The following is a 19,279-nucleotide window of genomic DNA, read 5'->3' on the forward strand; positions in this document are numbered from 1 at the left end:
AGTGATCAAGTACATGGTCCATGGATCAAACAGCAACTCGGATGTCATGTTGTTGTCCCCGCTGAGTTATGAAGAGGTTCGGTCGCAGATTAAGAGCATGCTGCCTGTACCAATCGAATTTGAAGATCATCAGAACTTGATTGAGCTTGGTCTCGATTCTTTGCAAATGATGAGGCTGGTTAACAAGTGGCGCCGGGACGGTGCCGCCGTTACATTTGCAGAGTTGATTGTCTCGCCCCGTCTTAGTGACTGGTGGTCATTGCTAGATCAAAGCGGGATAGACAAGCAAAGAGAAGATGAACGCATACAGGGACAGGTCCAAGTTGAGGACACGGGGGAGCCTTTTGCGCTTACGGATGTCCAATCGGCCTACTGGTTCGGACGTCAGGATGACCAGCCACTTGGTGGGATTGGCTGCCATGCTTACTTGGAACTAGACGGTGTTGGAGTTGAGCCTGCTCGTTTGGAAACGGCGTGGAGCAAATTGCTTATGCATCATCCGATGCTGCGTGCCAGATTTCTGAGTGATGGTCGACAGGAAGTGATGGATACTCCATATGATCAAGTATTGCCCGTACATGACCTACGCCTGCACGCGGAAGAAGAGCTTATACAGGAACTAGACCATATACGTGAGCGGCTGTCACATCGTCGCCTGGATGTTGATCTGGGGCAAGTTGCAGGTCTAGAATTAAGCTTGTTGCCGAATCAGCGGACACGGCTTCATCTGGATGTCGATTTACTGGTCGCGGATGTACAAAGTTTGCACATTTTGCTGCGGGATCTGGCAGACGTCTACACGCACGGGTGCACACCTGCAGCGCCTGCTGATTGGAGCTTTGCCGCTTATCTTGTCCAAGAAGCTAGGCGTAGAAGCGCAGATCTGGAGCAAGCTACTTCCTATTGGAAAGAGCGATTGTTAACGCTGCCTGCTGCTCCTGGCTTGCCGCTCAGAGTGAAGGCCGATACGATAAAAAAGCCGTTATTTAATAGAAGAAATAGGGTTGTTGCCAATACGGAATGGTTGTTGTTGCAGCAGCGGGCGGCAGCTTATCATGTGACGCCTGCGATGGTGCTGCTTGCCGCTTATGCGGAAGTGCTCGACCGATGGAGCACGCATTCGAAGTTCCTAATTAATATTCCATTGTTTGCCCGTCAGACCGGGGAAGTTGGCCTTGAGGATGTTGTTGCTGACTTTACGAATTTGCTGCTGCTTGAAGTGAATTGCAGCTCGCGCGTATCCTTCTTACAGCGAGTACGTGATGTACAGGCGCAATTTCATCAGGATGTAGCTCATGCGGCATACTCTGGGGTACAGCTTCAGCGTGATTTGGCACGTGTCCATCGTGGCGAGCGTGATTTTGCGCCAGTTGTATTCGCATGTAATCTAGGAACTCCATTTATGAATGAAGAATGCCAACATACGTTAGGCCTGCTCTCGTATATGATTTCTCAAACGCCGCAAGTATGGCTCGATTTTCAAACCTATGAAATAAATGACGGCTTGTTGCTGGCTTGGGACGCTGTCGACGAATTGTTTCCCGAAGGTCTGATCGATCAAATGTTTAACGCTTTTTCTGAACTAATCGATTGGCTCGTAGTGGGAGATAACAATTGGGAAATGGAACCCGAGATACATCCTGCTGCTCTTACATCTAGAACGAACAATAAACTTGTTCCCTCACATACACGTCTTACTCCATGTATTCACACTTCATTTTTTGATATTGCCCAAGTTAATCCGCAGGCAACTGCCCTTATAGACAGCGGGACAAACACAACTTGGTCTTACCGTGATCTGGCTGACTATGCTTTACGTGTCGCAGCACTGCTGCAGAGGCATGGGATAAGAGAGGGAGAGCCTGTTGCAATTACGTTGCCAATGGGCATGCTGCAAGTCGCTGCAGTACTTGGCGTATTGGCAATCGGTGCATGTTATGTGCCGATAAGTACTGGACAGCCATCTGTTCGTCGCCAGCGCATTCATAAAAAGGCCGCCATTTGTTACGTACTTACTAACCTTGAATTTGCAAATACGTTAGATTGGCCTGACGGTACCGTAGGCATAGCTATCGACGATGCGGCACACGTAGATCCCTTAATTAGACCTGTTCCAGTTTCTTCTGAGCAATTGGCTTATATTATTTTTACCTCGGGTTCCACAGGAGAACCTAAAGGGGTGGAAATCACACACAAGGCAGCGTGGAACACGATCGCAGACATTAATCACCGTTATGCGGTGAATCACAAGGATTGTATTTTAGCAGTATCTTCACTTGAGTTTGATCTTTCTGTTTATGACCTATTTGGCTTATTGAGCGCAGGTGGGGCATTAGTACTGATTACGGAAAATACTCGTCGTGATGCTGTCTATTGGTTAGAACTAATGAACAAGCATCAGATTACGATCTGGAATTCCGTTCCGGTGCTGCTTGACATGCTGCTCGTTGCAGCGGATCACGAGCGGCAGCAACTGCAGAATCTACGTCTCGCGATGCTGTCGGGTGATTGGATCGGACTAGACCTCCCATCAAGGTTGAATAGCACAGCCAAGCAATGCCATCTGGTTGCGATGGGAGGAGCGACCGAGGCAGCTATCTGGTCCAATGCCTTTGATGTTGCACTTCCGCTGCCTGCTGAATGGACATCTATTCCTTATGGTCGTCCATTAACGAATCAGACCTACCGAGTCGTGGATGACAAGGGGAGGGATTGTCCAGACTGGGTACCCGGGGAACTGTGGATTGGCGGTGACGGTGTTGCGCAAGGCTATCGCGGAGACGAGGAACTGACAGCACAACGATTCGTCAGCTGGCATGGTTCGCGTTGGTATCGGACAGGTGACCTCGGGCGATATTGGACAGACGGCAACCTTGAATTCCTGGGGCGGATGGATTTCCAGGTGAAGATTAGAGGTCATCGTATAGAGCTGGGCGAGATCGAGGCCGCATTAAAACAGTATCCAGGTGTAAGGGATGCGGTCGTAACAGCAGCTGGTGATCCGCGTGGAACGAAGCATCTGATCGGTTACGTGGTGACTGATCCGGAGAAAGAATCGTCCTGCTATGAGCAGGAACACGCGGATTTCGAAGAAGCAGCTGCGCGCTGGGCAGCAATGACTGATGCAGGGCGTCTTCAGGCGCGTCAGCTTCAAGCCTGGCCGGATGGGACTCATTTGCAGTATGTACCTGCATGGTGGGCGTGGATGGAGCGTGTAAGCGTCAGCTTCATGTGCCGTATACTAGCGCAGGCAGGTGCCTTAGTACAGCAAGGGGAGCGTTATACGCTGAATACCATTATGCAGCAATGCAGCATTAAGCCCCGATATGAGAAGCTGATCGGACAATGGCTTGATACGCTGCAGCAAGAGCATTTTTTGACCAAAGATGAAACTGGTAGTTTCGTTAACTTGAAAACAATGCACTCAGTGTCAGAGTTGACCGAACCTTTCATAGATCCTGCTTTTCTTGATCATGATGCACCACCTGCATGGGGCTCACAAACGCAGGGATTACTGCGCTATTTGCAACTATTGGACCCCTATATCGTGGATCTGCTGACAGGTAAGCTGGACCCGCTAGCGTTATATTTTTCCGACGAACACGAACTGTCCCCGGCTATTCTGCTGAATACTATTCCTGGGACTGACTACTGTAATGGATTGATACGCCATATGTTGGACGATGTCTTGCATAACACGCTCCAAGGGAAAGAAATTCGAATATTGGAAATAGGGGCTCGCAACGAAGTTCTGACTGAATCTTTATTGTCCTTATTATCGCGAGACAAGTGCGTGTACACATGCGCTGATTCATCCACGTTGTTTATCAATCGTGCCAAGCATAAGTTTAGTGCGTATCCTTTTGTTCAGTATGAGCTCTTGGATATAGATCAGCATCCTGGCACACAAGGTTATGAACTACATGGTTATGACGTCATCATCACTTCAAATGCCCTGCATCGTGCACGTAACATTCATACGTCACTAACACATATACAGGATCTGCTGGCTCCTGGCGGCCTATTAATCATCGCGGAGATGACACGTAATAGCAAATTGCAGCACATCAGCACGGCATTTCTTGAAGCAGGAGGTTCTTCTTATGAAGATGGACGACGTGCCGAGCCGCTGCTAGCTGTGGAGACCTGGCAGCATCTGCTGCAGTCGAGAACATTTGTAGAGGTAGAAGTATTTCCTCGACCAGATGATGCTGCGGCTGTATTCGCTCAGCATGTGTTTGTTGCACAGGCGCCGCATATCGTCACCCGTTTCCAGCCGGAGAAACTGTCACATTATTTGAATCAGAAGCTGCCTGATTATATGGTTCCAGCTGCTTTTATTCCATTACAGGAGCTTCCGCTTACTGCAAACGGTAAAGTAGATCGGCAAGCATTGCCGGCTTCAGATCATTTGATTAAGGACAAGTCTGACATTCGTTATCAAGCCCCGCAGACAGAAGTTGAACAGCTTCTTACAGCGATTTGGTGTGAGTTGTTTGACAAGGATCAGGTCGGTATAAATGACAACTACTTCACTTTGGGTGGAGATTCGTTAGTGGCTACCAAGCTAATCGGGATCATTCGCACTCGATTTGAGGTGGATTTGTCACTGGGCAGCATATTTGAACGTCCATCAATAGCTGGGCTGGCAGAGCATATTCAGAAGCTGCTGGATAAGAAGACGGAAAGTGTAAAGCCTCTTGCAAGCTTGCCGCTCATCACAGCTGACATCGCGCAGCAGCATATGCCGTTTCCGCTAACCGATATTCAACAAGCTTACTGGGTAGGAAGAAGCGGGATTTATGCTTTAGGCAACGTTTCAACCCACTGTTACTTTGAAATTGAAGGGACAGATCTAGAACTTGAACGTATCGAAAGAGCCTGGCAGCGTTTGATTGAACAACACGGCATGATGAGAACTGTAATACTTCCAGGTGGGCAGCTTCAGCAAATACTGCCACAAGTGGCTGTCTATTCGATCTTCCTTAACGACTTGCGTGGACAATCTGTGACAGAGGTTGAGACTGCGCTACAGCACATTCGGAATGAAATGTCTCATCAGGTGTTGTCTACTGATCAATGGCCGCTATTTGACGTGAGAGCGACTTGTTACGGTAAACAACAGGTAAGGCTGCATATCAGCTTTGATAATCTAATCTTTGACGGCTGGAGTATGTTTCATCTTCTGAGTGAATGGAACAGACTTTATCATGAGCCGGCTGCGCCGCTGCCTGTGCTCGAACTGTCATTCCGTGATTACGTGTTAGCGCAGGAACAGCTAAAACAATCCGATGTTTATCTACGGGACGAAGCCTATTGGCTGGACCGCCTGCCTGATTTGCCACCTGCCCCGGAGCTGCCGCTGGCCCTGCATCCAGATCAAATGACGGAGCAGCGCTTCTGCCGCCAAGATGCACGGCTTAGCCGTAACAGCTGGCAGCAGCTTAAGACACGCTCGGCAGATGCAGGTTTAACCCCCTCCGGGTTGCTCCTGACTGCCTATGCAGAAGTACTAAGCGTATGGAGCAAGCGTCCCCAGTTCACGATTAATCTCACGCAATTTAATCGTCTGCCATTACATCCGCAGGTGCAGGAAATTGTAGGAGATTTTACTTCGCTGACACTGCTGGCAGTTGATCAATCCCAGGGGAACACCTTTATGGCACGTGGGCGAAACTTGCAGCACCAGTTGTGGCAGGATCTTGACCATCCTCATGTCGGCGGTGTGCAAGTACAGCGTGAATTGGCGCGAATGAACGGAGAGCATCAAGGTGTATCGATGCCTGTTGTGTTTACGAGTGCGCTTGGCGTCGACCAATGGAGCGGAGACGACTCTGGTGGAAAGTGGCTCGGCAAGCTAGTGTACAACATTACACAAACACCGCAAGTATGGCTGGATCACCAAGTGGTTGAACAAGACGGTGAGCTGCTCTTGATATGGGATGCAGTCGAGGGACTTTTCCCGGAAGGGCTGCTAGAGGATATGTTTACGGCTTATTGCTGTTTGCTGCAGCGTCTTGCGGATGAAGATGCTGTGTGGTGGGAACCAGGAACGAGTCTGATACCAGTTCCTCACCTTAACTCGAGATTAGAAGCCAATGATACAGAATCTACTGTTCCAACGGAGACACTAACCCAATTATTTGACCAGCAGGCAGCCCTTAACTCCCAACATCCGGCGGTAATTGCACCAGATCGCACATTGACCTACGAAGATTTGTATCATTATTCGAATGAAATAGGCTCGCGTTTACGGGGCCAGGGCGCAAAGCCAAATACGTTGGTTGCTGTTGTCATGGATAAGGGGTGGGAACAAATCCCAGCAGTGCTCGGCATATTAAAATCTGGGGCTGCTTATCTCCCTGTAGATCCAGACCATCCTGAGGAGCGGCAATGGCAGCTGCTTCGTGATGGAGAGGTGCGCATCGTTCTTACCCAATCGTGGCTGAAACAAAAATTAAATTGGCCTGACGATGTAGACTGCTGGTGTATAGATCAGATGAATTTAAGTGCAGACGCTCTCCATTCACTGGAGCTTGTTGTACAGCCGCTAGATCTGGCGTATGTCATTTATACCTCTGGTTCGACTGGCTCACCCAAGGGGGTAATGATTGACCATCTTGGTGCTGTCAACACGATTATGGATATAAACAAACGGTTTCATGTGGGGCCGCAGGATAGAGTGTTGGCGCTTTCTAACTTGAATTTTGATCTTTCTGTGTACGATATATTTGGTATTTTGGCTGCAGGTGCGTCGATTGTTATGCCTGAGGCAGCTAAGGCAAAGGAACCTGCCCATTGGCTGGAGTTGTTGAAACAACAAGAAGTAACGATATGGAATACAGTGCCGGCCTTTATGCAGATGATGGTTGAATATGGAGATGGAAGAAATGCCGTCATGTCATCCTCCTTGCGGTTGGTGTTATTAAGTGGCGACTGGATACCGTTGGATTTGCCTGACAAAATCAAGGCTCATGTCCAAGAGATAGAAGTTATTGGCCTTGGAGGAGCAACAGAAGCATCTATTTGGTCCAACATATTCCCGATTCAAGAAGTAGATTCAACGTGGAAAAGCATCCCCTATGGCCGCCCGATGTTGAACCAGCGCTATCACGTGCTTAACGAAAGGCTGGAGGACTGCCCCATTTGGGTTGCAGGTCAGCTATATATCGGTGGAATCGGTTTGGCACGAGGCTATTGGAACGATGCGGTCAGAACAAATGAGCGATTTATCTATCATCCTCGCACAGGTGAACGGCTATATGGTACGGGAGATCTGGGACGTTATTTACCAAACGGAAACATTGAGTTTATAGGGCGCGAAGACAGTCAAGTGAAAATTCGGGGACACCGGATTGAATTAGGTGAAATAGAAGCTGCGATGAAGCGTCATGACGGGATCAAAGATGCCATTGTACTCGTAGCTGGCGAGTCGAACCAAGATAAGCACTTGGTCGGTTATGTGGTGCTAAGCGCTGAGCAAACTTCCGAAATCATGGTAACCGAGCACACGGATGCTGAAGTTTGTACATCACGATGGCAGAACATTGTGCATACAGGCGAGCGGGAAGCCGCACATATTCCCGATTCTGTTAACGTTGAGGCAGTTGCAACATTTATGGATGAGGCGGACCGATTAAGTTTGGCTTACATTTGCCGCACGTTGTATCAATTCGGTGTGTTTAGACATGCAGGAGAACGATACACCCTTGATGAACTGGCAGCTAAATGTCAGATTCAATCTCGTTATCGGACATTACTGCTGCATTGGCTGCAAGCATTGGTTGAAGAGGGGCTGCTCGAGTTTGCAGATATCGGCATATATAAGAATGAACAAGCTTTACACGAGGGATTGGCGGAACTGTCAGCTGACGGAGTGTTAAAGCTGCCTTTGTTGTCACCAGATGCAAGGAGATTTGCTGAATTGCTCGAACGTGACAGCTTGTCATATAAGGGGCTGCTAGTAGGCGACATTGATCCGCTTGAACTATTCCTGCAGAAAGATACTTTCTTGACACCGGATAACTTGCGTCAATTTCATCTAGCCCAAGATTATGACTTGAAGCTTGCTCGTGAGGTATTTAGTACGATTGTAAACAGTTATCCTCCGGATCATGAGGTTCGAGTTCTGGAAATTGGAACACGGGCGGGCAGTCTGACAGGCACGCTTGTATCTTGCATGCCGGAAGGTAGAGGGCATTATCTCTATGTGGATGAGTCCACGTACTTCATTGACAATGCCAAGCGGACATGGGGCGAGTCAACTGCACTCGAGTTCAGTCTATATGACATGAACCATTCGCCTCTCCAGCAAGGTTATGAGCTTCATCGTATGGATGTGATTGTCGCTGATAACACACTTCACCGGTCACGAAATTTGAATGCAACCCTAAAACATTTACAGACACTGCTGGCACCGGGCGGTCATCTCTTTTTAATGGAAGCAACTCATAATCGCCGTATCATGCTGACGACTGTTGGCTTTTTTGAGGATGGATTTAACCAGATCGAAGATGAACGAAGAGAATGTCATTTGCCTTTACTGAAAGCAGAGAACTGGCTAGAGATGTTAACACAGCATAACTATGTCAGCAAAGCTGCATTCCCGGCAAGCAATCAGGCTGCAGCCCAACTAGGACGGAGCTTAATTGTTGCACAGGCTCCTGACAAGGTGGCGGTATTCCAGCCTGCCAAGCTGTCCAATGCGATGCGGCGTAAGCTGCCTGATTATATGGTACCTGCTTCATATGTATTATTGGACGAACTGCCGCTGTCAGCAAACGGAAAGGTTGACCGCAAAGCTCTAGCTGCCCTAAGTTGTGTGCAGTCGAGCCAGCTTCATACCTCACATGTGCCGCCTTCTAGCGATATGCAGCAGAAAATCGCCTTTATATGGGAGGAGATATTTAATTGCAAGCAAGTAGGCATCGATGATAGTTTCTTTGCCCTTGGAGGTGACTCACTTCGTGCTATTCAATGTATTAACTTGCTTAAGGAGCGGCATCAGATCGATTTGACGTTACATGATCTGTTTGAGGCACCTAACGTTCGGATGCTGGCGGAGTTTCTAGAAACAAATGAGTCTAGTGCGGATCAGTGCCAGCAGGAGTATGTAGAGGGAACGATATAAAGCTGGAAATGAACAGTAACTACTAGTCACAGCAGCTAGATATAAAAAATCAGAAATCCTCCTCGCCTTCAATGAGACAGGCAAATGAAACACAGAAGTTGGACTTATCAAAAAGCAGTCATTTCATGATAAGGCTGAGTTAAGAGACTGAAAGAGGTAGGGACATACTCGCAGCAGCATGTCAGGATGATGTTCTCTTTGAGGGCGAAAGAGGGGGAGCAGAATAAAGAAGAAGGTTAAAAGGGCTAAAAAAGGCTAAAAGGCTAAGAAGGAGGTCTACTTTGAACAATCACACGATTGGCATTCTGGGAGCTGCCGGAAATGTAGGCAGAGAAGCAGTGCGTATGATGATAGCTGCAACAGAGTACCCGATTTTGCTTGGTGGCCGTAAGCAGGAGCAGCTTCGATCTCTTTTTTCAGAGCATGAAACAAGAATTAACGTCATGCAAGTAGATGTTTACGATGCAGAGCAGCTGCATCAGTTTTGTCGGTCATGTACAATCGTTGTCAATTGCGCAGGACCATCCAAGCAAATGAAAGATATCATTGCAGTTGCGTGCTTGGAACAGGGCGTCCACTATGTCGATGTATCTGGAGATGAGCACCTCTATCAGCTTCTTTTGCGGCGGGCACATGAAATTGAGGCAAAAAATCTGGTATTTCTAGTATCTTCAGGGGCATATCCAGGATTGTCTGAAATTTTACCTGCTTATACGGCCGTTCAATACTTTGATGAAGTTCATCAACTTGAGGTGTTTTTTGCTGGCCAGGGTGGATTCTCAATCAATGCGGCCTATGACATTGTCTGCAGCATTAAAGATGACACCGGCATGGGCATGAACTACAGCCATTTTGGAAAAGCAGAGAAAATGACCGGGGCCTTCCACCGCAGCTATGAGTTGCCTCCACCAGCAGGATTGTTGGATACGTACCCTATTTTAAATAGTGAGTTCCAGCGGATGGCTGACATGTACAACATTCAATCGGCCTACTTTTATAACACTTATCCAAATAAGTCTGTGCTGAACCAGTTTGTCATGATAAAGGCGCTCAAACAATACAACACGGAAGCGCAGAAACAAGCGTCCGCCGCGACATTGACCACCCTATTTCATGGAAGCGGGCAAGCAGCAGATCATTATACAATGTTTTATCTCACTGCTGTAGGGAGCAAGGATGGCAGACGTGTGCATCTTCGAGGGAGCCTATTATATCCTCATGATTGGAATGCGTTATCGGGTATTGTGGCTGCTCAAGCTGCCCGATTAATTGCACAAGGACACAGCAAAAAGCCGGGGTGTTTCTTTGTGGCTGAAGGGATAGATGTATCAGCGATGATGGATGGCTTAATTAAATATCATCAGCTTGAGCTTGCCGTTACAGAATGTCAGCAGGAGGTGGACTATGAGCGAACCTAAGCCATTACGTACCATCGTTTGTGGTTCTAGATTCGGCCAGTTTTATCTGGAAGCCGTATCTGCGCTACCCGAACAATTTGAGCTGGTGGGTCTGTTTGCCAAAGGTAGTGAGCGGTCCCGTAAATGTGCAGAACGATATGGTGTTCCATTGTATACGGAGCTGGATCAGCTGCCCGAACATGTCGATTTAGCTTGTGTTGTATTACGGTCCGGGGTGATGGGTGGCAGCGGAACTGAAATAGCACTGGAACTGCTTGCCCGTGGGATTCATGTAATCCAAGAGCAGCCGGTTCATCATAAGGATATGGCAGCTTGTTTACGAACGGCACGGCAGCACGGAGTTCATTTCCAGACAGGGGATCTGTATGTCCACTTGCCAGCCATACAAAGATTTATCCGAAGTGCGCGTGTCTTGTTAGAGCAGCAGCAGGCACTGTATCTGGATGTTGCTTGTGCTACACAAGTGTCATTCCCTTTGATGCATATTTTGCTAGAAGCCCTACCAACCATTCGCCCATGGCAGATCAGCCATGTGATTCGGGAGCAGGGTCCCTTTCAAGTATTAATTGGGTCGTTAGGAAATATTCCAATTACATTAAGAGCGCACAATGAAGTAGATCCCCATGATCCGGACAATTATCTACATTTATTACACCGGATGGCAATAGGCGTGGAGGGTGGCAGTTTATCCTTGGTGGATACTCACGGACCTGTCGTATGGCATCCTCGTCTGCATGTGCCGGATCTTCCTCATATTGCAGGGGAACTGGAAAATACGACCTCAGCTCACTTGCTTGGCTTCAGTACTGAAATTCTAGGCGGGGCAATATCTGTGAGTTACAGAGACATATTATTGAAGCAGTGGCCGCGAGCTATCGGACAAGACTTGTTAGCCATGAGAGATGTCATTTTGGGCAATGTCTCCAAAGCGGATATCGATACGTTGGCGCAGCAAGAACTGCTGTGTGCACGCCAATGGCAGGAGCTAACGACTGCACTCGGCTATCCGCTCATGCGGGCAAGCAGCAGTCATCAGCCGCTCGCGGTAGAGCAGTTAATCGCAGCAGCATCCGCGATCACGCCAGAGCCTGAAGAGACAGAGCATTCAATCGTACAAGTTGTCTCAACAAACTCAACAGCCCGAACAGATGAAGTTGGCATGAAAGCACTGACAGAGGAGAGAGTAGTTTCGGGGCAGGGGCCTAATCAAGTGATAGAACTCGATGTGTTCCGCTGTACAGATTACGCTGAAAGCACACTGGGAGGCATTAATGCCGTTCAAGTAACCACGTGTGTGAATCGACTGGACGATGCAGCATTAAGTTCCATGTTATTTGCCCTGCAGTCTCAAGGGGCATTCATTTCAACAAATCAAGAATTCAGCGAGGAAGAGTTGCTCGTCGCTGGGAAGGTGGCACGACGTCACCAACATGTGATCAAGCGCTGGCTGCCTATTCTTGCAGAACATGGCTATATCACATTAAACAAGGGGCGCATTCGAAGTGTTGGTACGGTGACATCGGCGATGGTGCATGAGCGCTGGGATGCAGTTAAGCAGGCTTGGAATGGCAAGCTCGGATCTCCCCTTGTGATTGACTATCTCATGCGTAATGCCGAGATGCTTCCTCAACTGATGAGCGATACGCAGCAAGCTGCCTTGCTATTATTTCCCGAGGGTCGAATGGATGTTGCCAATGCTTTGTACCGGGACACTGCCATTGCGCGGTACTTAAACGAGTCAGTAGCTGAGGCAGTCATACGAATTGCCGCCAACAAACGAGTAATGTCCCCGACAGGGAACGGGACGAACGGCAAGCTGCGAATACTAGAGATCGGTGCAGGTACAGGAGCGACTACAGACGTCGTAACGAAACGATTGCAGGAAGTTCTGCCTGGACAGCTAGCAGTTGATTATTTATTTACCGATATTTCTAAATTCTTTATATCAACTGCTCGTGAACGTTATGATCATTGTCCTTGGCTGCGCTATAACGTTGTGGATATTGATCGGGATCTGACGGAGCAGGGCCTCACGACTCATAGCGTTGATGTCGTAATCGCAGCAGGCATGCTTAACAATGCGCGCGATACGGACAAGGTGGTTCAAGGCCTCATGCAAGTGCTAGTGCCAGGAGGTTGGATGCTGATAACAGAGCCTACACGGGAATTTGTAGAGATGTTGATCTCACAGGCTTTTATGATGACGGTGCCCGAGGACGATCGACAGCTTACCCAAACCACTTTTATGTCTGTTCATCAATGGCTGGAAGTGTTCCAATTGGCAGGTGCCGATGAAGTAGCTGCATTCCCAGATGAAGCTCATCCACTTGCACCACTTGGACAAAAACTATTTGTAGTAAGGAAGGGTCTAGATGCTGAAGTGCAGCCACATATTGTGTAAGGTCGACAACATCTCGCAGGTCGTTAGGGATTATGAAGCACTCGGATTTACGATGCAGTGGGGGAGCGCGCCGAATCGGGCGAACAACGCTTTATTGTGGTTTGAACAAGGCCCGTTTATTGAATTTTTCCAAATTCCTAAACCATTGACCTATTTCATACGACCGCTAGGTCTCTTTTATGGGCAGGTAGCGGGAAGACGCTGGTCTTACTGGGCGAAAGCAGCATCAGGTTGGTGTGACCTTGCCCTGGAGCCGGAGGAACAGGATATGGAGCATACACAGCGGGGCGCAGTAGATGATGGTCGTGATCTGACCGTGATTAAAGAAGCAATTGATCAGGCAGGTGTAGCAACCTCCCGTGTTATTCATGGCAGGCGTACCCGTCCAGATGGGCAAAAGGTGAAATATAGCCTGTTTGCTACTGAGCCGCTAGGTTTGCCATTTGTAGTGTCGACTTATGATCCGCCCCAGCGTCCTCTACGAATCACTCACCCCAATGGAGCACGCGGAGTCGAGTGGGTCAAGATGGAGGTAGCGGAACATCAAATGGATTCATTTCATGCCTTGTCACAGAACGATAAGTGGCTCAGAGTAGACATCTCATCACATATAAGACACACAAAAGTAATGGAAGTCGGTCTTTCAGGCCTATGCCAGACACTGGACTCAAAGCTGCTGCATGGTGCTGTAATTACGTCTGTCTAGTCTGAACCGGCATTGATCTATCGCTGAATGACCGGATTGAAGAGGAAGGGAAGTGTGAAGTGATGACAGTAAACTTAAAAACGGATTGCATAGAGCTGCTTACGCGTCTGCGCAGAGAAGGAATTCATTTGTGGGAGGAAAACGGGAATCTACGCTTCAGATCTCCCAAAGGTGTGCTTACAGACCGTGATGTACAACTGCTAAAAGCTTACAAAATGGAACTGCTAGAATTGCTGCAAGCTGAATCCACCGCAGCGGCCCTTACGCCAGATCCAGCTTCACGATATGAACCTTTCCCACTTACCGATATCCAATCTGCTTATTTACTAGGACGTCATGATTTGTTCGGTTATGGAGGTGTAGCTTGTCATATTTATATGGAGCTCCACTACCCCGAACTGGATCCGACACGAACAGAGGAAGCCTGGAATCAACTTATTTTACGTCATGACATGTTAAGGGCGATTATAGATCAAAATGGTCATCAGCAAGTGATGGAGAGTGTACCTCGTATGGAGATTGCATCGCTGAATCTGATAGATTGCGAGGAGCAGCTAGCTGAAGCTAAACTTGAGCAAATTCGGGAAGAGATGGGTCATCGTATTTATGATACGAACCGTTGGCCGTTATATGATATTGGTGTCACTCATACACGTCATGGTGCGATTCTCCATGTATCCATGGAATTTTTGATTGCCGATTGGGCGAGTATGTGGCAATTGTTAGCGGAGTTCGAGGCACTGTACAAAGAACCTGGGACAGAGCTGCCTGAACTGAACCTCCGTTTCCGCGATTATGTGCTGGCTGAGCGCGGCCTGCGCGAGACTGTAGCTTATGCCAATGACAAAAAATATTGGCTTGAACGCATCGATATGCTGCCGTATGCGCCGGATTTGCCGCTTGCCAAGCAGCAGCTTGCGATGGTGACACCTCGTTTCGAGCGGCGCTATCTGCAACTGGACCAGAAACAGTGGGGTACGCTTAAGCATCATGCACAGCAGCGCGGCTTGACACCAACAGCTGTGGTAATGACGGCATATGCGGCCGTAATTGAGCGCTGGAGTCGTAATCGGACATTTAGTTTGAACTTGACGCTGCTAAACCGCTTGCCGCTGCATGCTCAGGTTCATGACCTCGTTGGTGATTTTACATCAGTAAACTTGTTAGCTGTGCAGTGGGAGACTAACCATAGGTTTTATGAACATGCCAAGGCGTTGCAAAAACAGTTATTTGAAGACTTGGACCATCGTTTATATTCCGGAGTTGAAGTATTACGTGAAATTGCACGTAAAAGAGGACGTGAAGCTGCTCTGATGCCGATTGTATTTACGAGTGCAATTGGTCTTGTTGAGCCCACTCAAGGCAGTTCTCTCGACGGAAAATTAAGTGGGTACGGTATCAGCCAGACGCCGCAAGTGTTGATCGATTGCCAGGCGATGGATAGCGCAGCTGGACTGCAGGTCAATTGGGACGTGCGTGCCGGCGTATTTCCGGAGCAGATGGTTAACGATATGTTTGATGCATTTGAGGGTTTGCTGCGTTCTTTGGCGAGTTCTAGCCTGGTCTGGGAGGAAGCGGACCCGATCTCGTTGCCGGCGTGGCAGTTAACCGAAAGATATGAGATCAACGCAACAAAAGCACCTTTGCCAGATCATTCTTTGCACTATCCCATACGAGTTCAAGCTGCGGCAACACCAGATCTGCCGGCTGTCATTGACAGCAGCGGAACGATCACGTACAAGGAACTGGTACAGCGGGCTGCGGCAGTGGCAGCACGATTAACGGCATTAGGATGTGTCGTTCAGGATCGAGTGGCTATTGTTATGGAGAAAAGTGCGCATCAAGTAGCTGCTGTACTTGGCGTGCTGTCTGCCGGGGCAGTATATGTGCCTATCGATGCAAAGCAGCCTGAATTGCGCCGTCTGTCTATGCTGGAGCAAGCGGGCGTTCGTTATGTCCTAACGTGCGCGGATACGGGACTTCAATGGCCTGATTCTTTAACCACCATCGAAGTGGATCAGCTACCACCTATGCAGGATCATACAGTCCACTGTGAGTGTGATCCTGACTTGCCTGCGTACATCATTTACACCTCGGGTTCTACGGGGCAGCCTAAAGGCGTGGTGATGAGTCATCGTGCTGTCGCCAATACGATTACGGACCTGAATCGTAGATTTAACATCAACCATAATGATCGCGTACTGGGACTTGCCCAGCTCAGCTTTGACTTGTCTGTCTACGACATATTTGGTCCGCTCTCAGTAGGGGGAACTGTCGTCTATCCAAGTGATGAGCGACGTACCGATCCTTCTCATTGGGCAGAACTTATCGAGCAGCATAACGTTACGGTATGGAATACGGTCCCGGCCTTAATGCAAATGCTCATGGCATACTTAAATGGTGAAACAGGCAACTGTCTCCCTGACCTGCGGCTTGTATTTTTATCCGGCGACTGGATTCCGCTGACTTTGCCAGATCTGATTATGAGTCGGTTGCCAGAGGTGCAGCTTGTAAGTATGGGGGGAGCAACTGAGGCTGCTATCTGGTCGATCTATCATAGATATACAGGACTTCAAGAGGACTGGTGCAGCATTCCTTATGGTCGTCCGTTGGATAATCAGAGCTTCCGAATATTGGACGATCGGATGCGGGATTGTCCTGTGTGGGTTAGCGGCGAGTTGTACATTTCCGGAGATGGCTTGTCCGATGGATATTTGGGAAATGAGGCTGCAACTCAGGAACGCTTTATAAGACATCCTTCTGACGGAGAACGGCTGTACCGTACGGGAGACTTAGGTCGTTATACGCCAGGCGGGGAGATTGAGTTCCTTGGTCGAGAAGACAATCAAGTCAAGATCAAGGGACATCGTATTGAACTGGGAGAGATCGAATCTGCCCTGCTTCAGCATCCTGTTGTTGCTGCTGCAGGGGTTGTGGCATCTGGCAAAGGGGAAGAACAAGCGCTGTTAGCGTTTGTGGAAACGGGCCTTAAGGCAGAACGGCAGTTAAGCGTGGAACAAGCGGTGTGGACCCCTTTGCTGGAAGGCATCGATGAACATGCCACAGCAGCCACACGTGATGTACACGTGGCAGACATCCGATCAGCAACAGCAGCGCTTGATCAGGCGGTATACTACGCGATGTTGTTAGCACTGCAAAAACAAGGGCTATTTATCCCAGGCGAACTGTATGCTGAGGAGGCCATAGAATACTGCCAAGGTATCTTGCCTAAGTATCGCTGGCTGGTTCGGCGTTGGATCGCAAAGCTGACACAAGCGGGGCTATTAGTCGAACATGTTGATGGGCGTTGCAGTACTGCGCAACTTGTCGATGAAAGAACAGTCCGTGATTACTGGGTGTCGGCGGAGTCGATCTGGCTGAATGTGCTTGGCTCATCAGGATTTACAGCATATGTGCGCAGCAATACGGAGAAGCTGTCAGAACTGCTTGGTGGTCAGCAGGATGCAGTATCGTTATTGTTTCCGGAAGGCAAGCTAGATCACGTTAGATCCTTATATGTGGATCATGTTATGGCGAACTATCTCAATGATTGCATGTGTACGTTATTGCAGCGTATTATGGCGAGCCAGCCACAAGGACGTTGCTTGCGCATTTTGGAAGTAGGGGCAGGTACAGGAGCAACGACAGAAAAAGTATTACAAGCTTTAGAAGGTTATGAGGTAGAGTATGTATTTACGGACGTTACGGCCTTCTTTATTCCGGGAGCAAAAGCCAGATTTGCACAATATCCGTGGGTTCGTTTTGGGCAATTTAATGTAGATGAGGATTATCGGGCACAGGGATTATCCCCTAATAGCTTCGACGTAGTGCTGGCTGCTGGAGTTTTGGAAAATGCACGGGATATTCCAGTCAGCATGAACAGTTTAAATCAACTTATTAGTCCAGGCGGGTGGCTTATATTTACGGAACCAACAGAAGAGCATGCCTGGATATTGGCTTCGCAAGCCTTTATGATGACAGAACCGGGCGATGAGCTTCGTGCTGACAGTTCGTACCTGAGTAAGGATGACTGGTTACAACTGCTGCACAGGTATGGGGAAGAACCTGTTTTATGTTTGCCAGCATCACAGCATAAGCTGGCCCCTTTAGGATTCCATCTGTATGCCAAGCAGATGAAACAGGATCGATTATCCTTACAAACTTCGGAGCTGGAGCATTTTCTCGTTGAACGTCTGCCTGCGTATATGATTCCTGCTCATCTACAGATTGTAGATGCCCTTCCATTAACAGGGAATGGAAAGCTGGATCGGCGCGAGCTGCTGACTTGGCTTCCTGCAGCTACAACAGGAGATGATAACAGCATGGTCGCTGCCGAAGAAAGCATGGATGAAGATGAGGCACAGCTTGCCGAAATGTGGGCAAGTGCATTAGGTATTCCGCGTATTGGCAGGCTGCAAAGCTTTTATGAGCATGGCGCTGACTCGCTTATTATGGCGCAAGTTGCGGGCAAACTACGTGACAAGCTGGCAGAGCAAGCAATGCGTACCGTTATTCCGTATGATGCATTGCTTCGCCAAATGCTCAATTATCCCACCGTAGCGGAACTGTCCCAATTTATGCGTTCATACGATCAAGAGCCTGAACGGCAGGCTGCTATTGCCCTCTCTGCGGCAGCAGGGAGCTCAAGCAACGCTGCGCTTACATCATATGGCGGAGGCGAGACCGGACCTCTTCGCGTAGTATTCCATGCAGGGCTCGGAACGATGAATTGTTTCCACTTATTGCTGGAACGTCTTAAACTGGATCATTTAGGTGCAGTTATAGGCATCTCGATTGCGGATGTGGAGACTTACTGTTCCTTGGCGCCGTCAGAGCTTATTGAACGGATTGCAGATGACTATACGGAGCGCTTGCTGGAAAGCGGCTGCAAACAGATGCAGCTCCTTGGGTATAGCTTGGGCGGCATGATCGCGATTGAAGTGGCCAGAAGACTAGTCGAGAAGGGGATTGAACTGTGTGATCTAGTTCTGATTGACAGTCATCCCGTGTTGTTTGATATTAATGATGATCTCGTCATTGAAACGTTATTTGTTCCCAATTTGCATATTTCCCTTGCATCAGCTGGGTTTGATGATGCAACTCCTGAAGAACTTGGGTGTGGGCTGATCCACGTCTTTGAACAGAACAATCAAAGCGTTCCGCAGGGCTCCGTCTGCACAATCGGCGGGGATAAAGTACTTGACAAGGTAGGGACGCTATTTAATAAAATGGCGATGATGCCTATGAAGGATCGATTCACCGCATATGTGGATGCAGTGACGGCTAATACGGGCAATCATATGCCGGTTGAGATGGCTGAAGGTTTGTATAAAGTGTATTGCCAAAGCTTTATGGCGTCGCGTTATACTCCGCTTCCTTATATGGGAAATATCCGACTTTTATTAGCCGAAGAGCCGGTTGGCTTTTTACCAGGTACCGATCAAATGACGCATGATTTTTGGAGGGACGTTTGTCTAGGAGATTTTGAAGTGATTACAATTGGAGGCAATCACTTTAGTTGTATAGAAGATCCCAAACATGTGGCTAACGTTGCACAAATTGTATCTGCACCGCTGCTTAAATGCTAGCGCTTGTACTATGAATAGAAGCTCCCCGAGTTTGTC

The 19,279-nt window shown here is 48.5% G+C and carries 5 protein-coding genes; all 5 read left to right on the forward strand.

The genetic code is table 11. The features are described 5' to 3' along the window. Nucleotides 1-13: 13 nt before the first annotated feature. Entirely contained in the window at nt 14-9,130 is a 9,117-nt protein-coding gene (locus QP775_RS19735; RefSeq protein ID WP_285108587.1) for a non-ribosomal peptide synthetase, read from the forward strand. Nucleotides 9,131-9,411: 281 nt separating this feature from the next. Next, complete coding sequence (locus QP775_RS19740) at nt 9,412-10,548, forward strand: saccharopine dehydrogenase family protein (RefSeq protein WP_285108589.1); 1,137 nt, start codon at nt 9,412-9,414, stop codon at nt 10,546-10,548. Next, nucleotides 10,535-12,949 carry a bifunctional Gfo/Idh/MocA family oxidoreductase/class I SAM-dependent methyltransferase gene (locus tag QP775_RS19745; RefSeq protein WP_285108591.1) on the forward strand — a complete coding sequence of 805 codons (2,415 nt, stop codon included), beginning with the start codon at nt 10,535-10,537 and terminating at the stop codon, nt 12,947-12,949. Before QP775_RS19740 ends, QP775_RS19745 begins: the two co-directional genes overlap by 14 nt. Beyond that, nucleotides 12,921-13,655: a VOC family protein gene (locus QP775_RS19750; protein ID WP_285108593.1), complete on the forward strand. Its 735-nt coding sequence runs from the start codon at nt 12,921-12,923 to the stop codon at nt 13,653-13,655. Before QP775_RS19745 ends, QP775_RS19750 begins: the two co-directional genes overlap by 29 nt. A 62-nt stretch (nt 13,656-13,717) precedes the next feature. Next, entirely contained in the window at nt 13,718-19,243 is a 5,526-nt protein-coding gene (locus QP775_RS19755; RefSeq protein ID WP_285108595.1) for a non-ribosomal peptide synthetase, read from the forward strand. Nucleotides 19,244-19,279: the final 36 nt, after the last annotated feature.

This window comes from Paenibacillus sp. UMB4589-SE434 (assembly GCF_030226685.1).
Classification (GTDB): Bacteria; Bacillota; Bacilli; order Paenibacillales; family Paenibacillaceae; genus Paenibacillus_B.

What these genes read in the sequence shown, in the direction of transcription:
- QP775_RS19735 (WP_285108587.1), top strand. Translation starts at nt 14, where the DNA reads ATGGTCCATGGATCAAACAGCAACTCGGATGTCATGTTGTTGTCCCCG.
- QP775_RS19745 (WP_285108591.1), top strand. Translation starts at nt 10,535, where the DNA reads ATGAGCGAACCTAAGCCATTACGTACCATCGTTTGTGGTTCTAGATTC.
- QP775_RS19750 (WP_285108593.1), top strand. Translation starts at nt 12,921, where the DNA reads ATGCTGAAGTGCAGCCACATATTGTGTAAGGTCGACAACATCTCGCAG.
- QP775_RS19755 (WP_285108595.1), top strand. Translation starts at nt 13,718, where the DNA reads ATGACAGTAAACTTAAAAACGGATTGCATAGAGCTGCTTACGCGTCTG.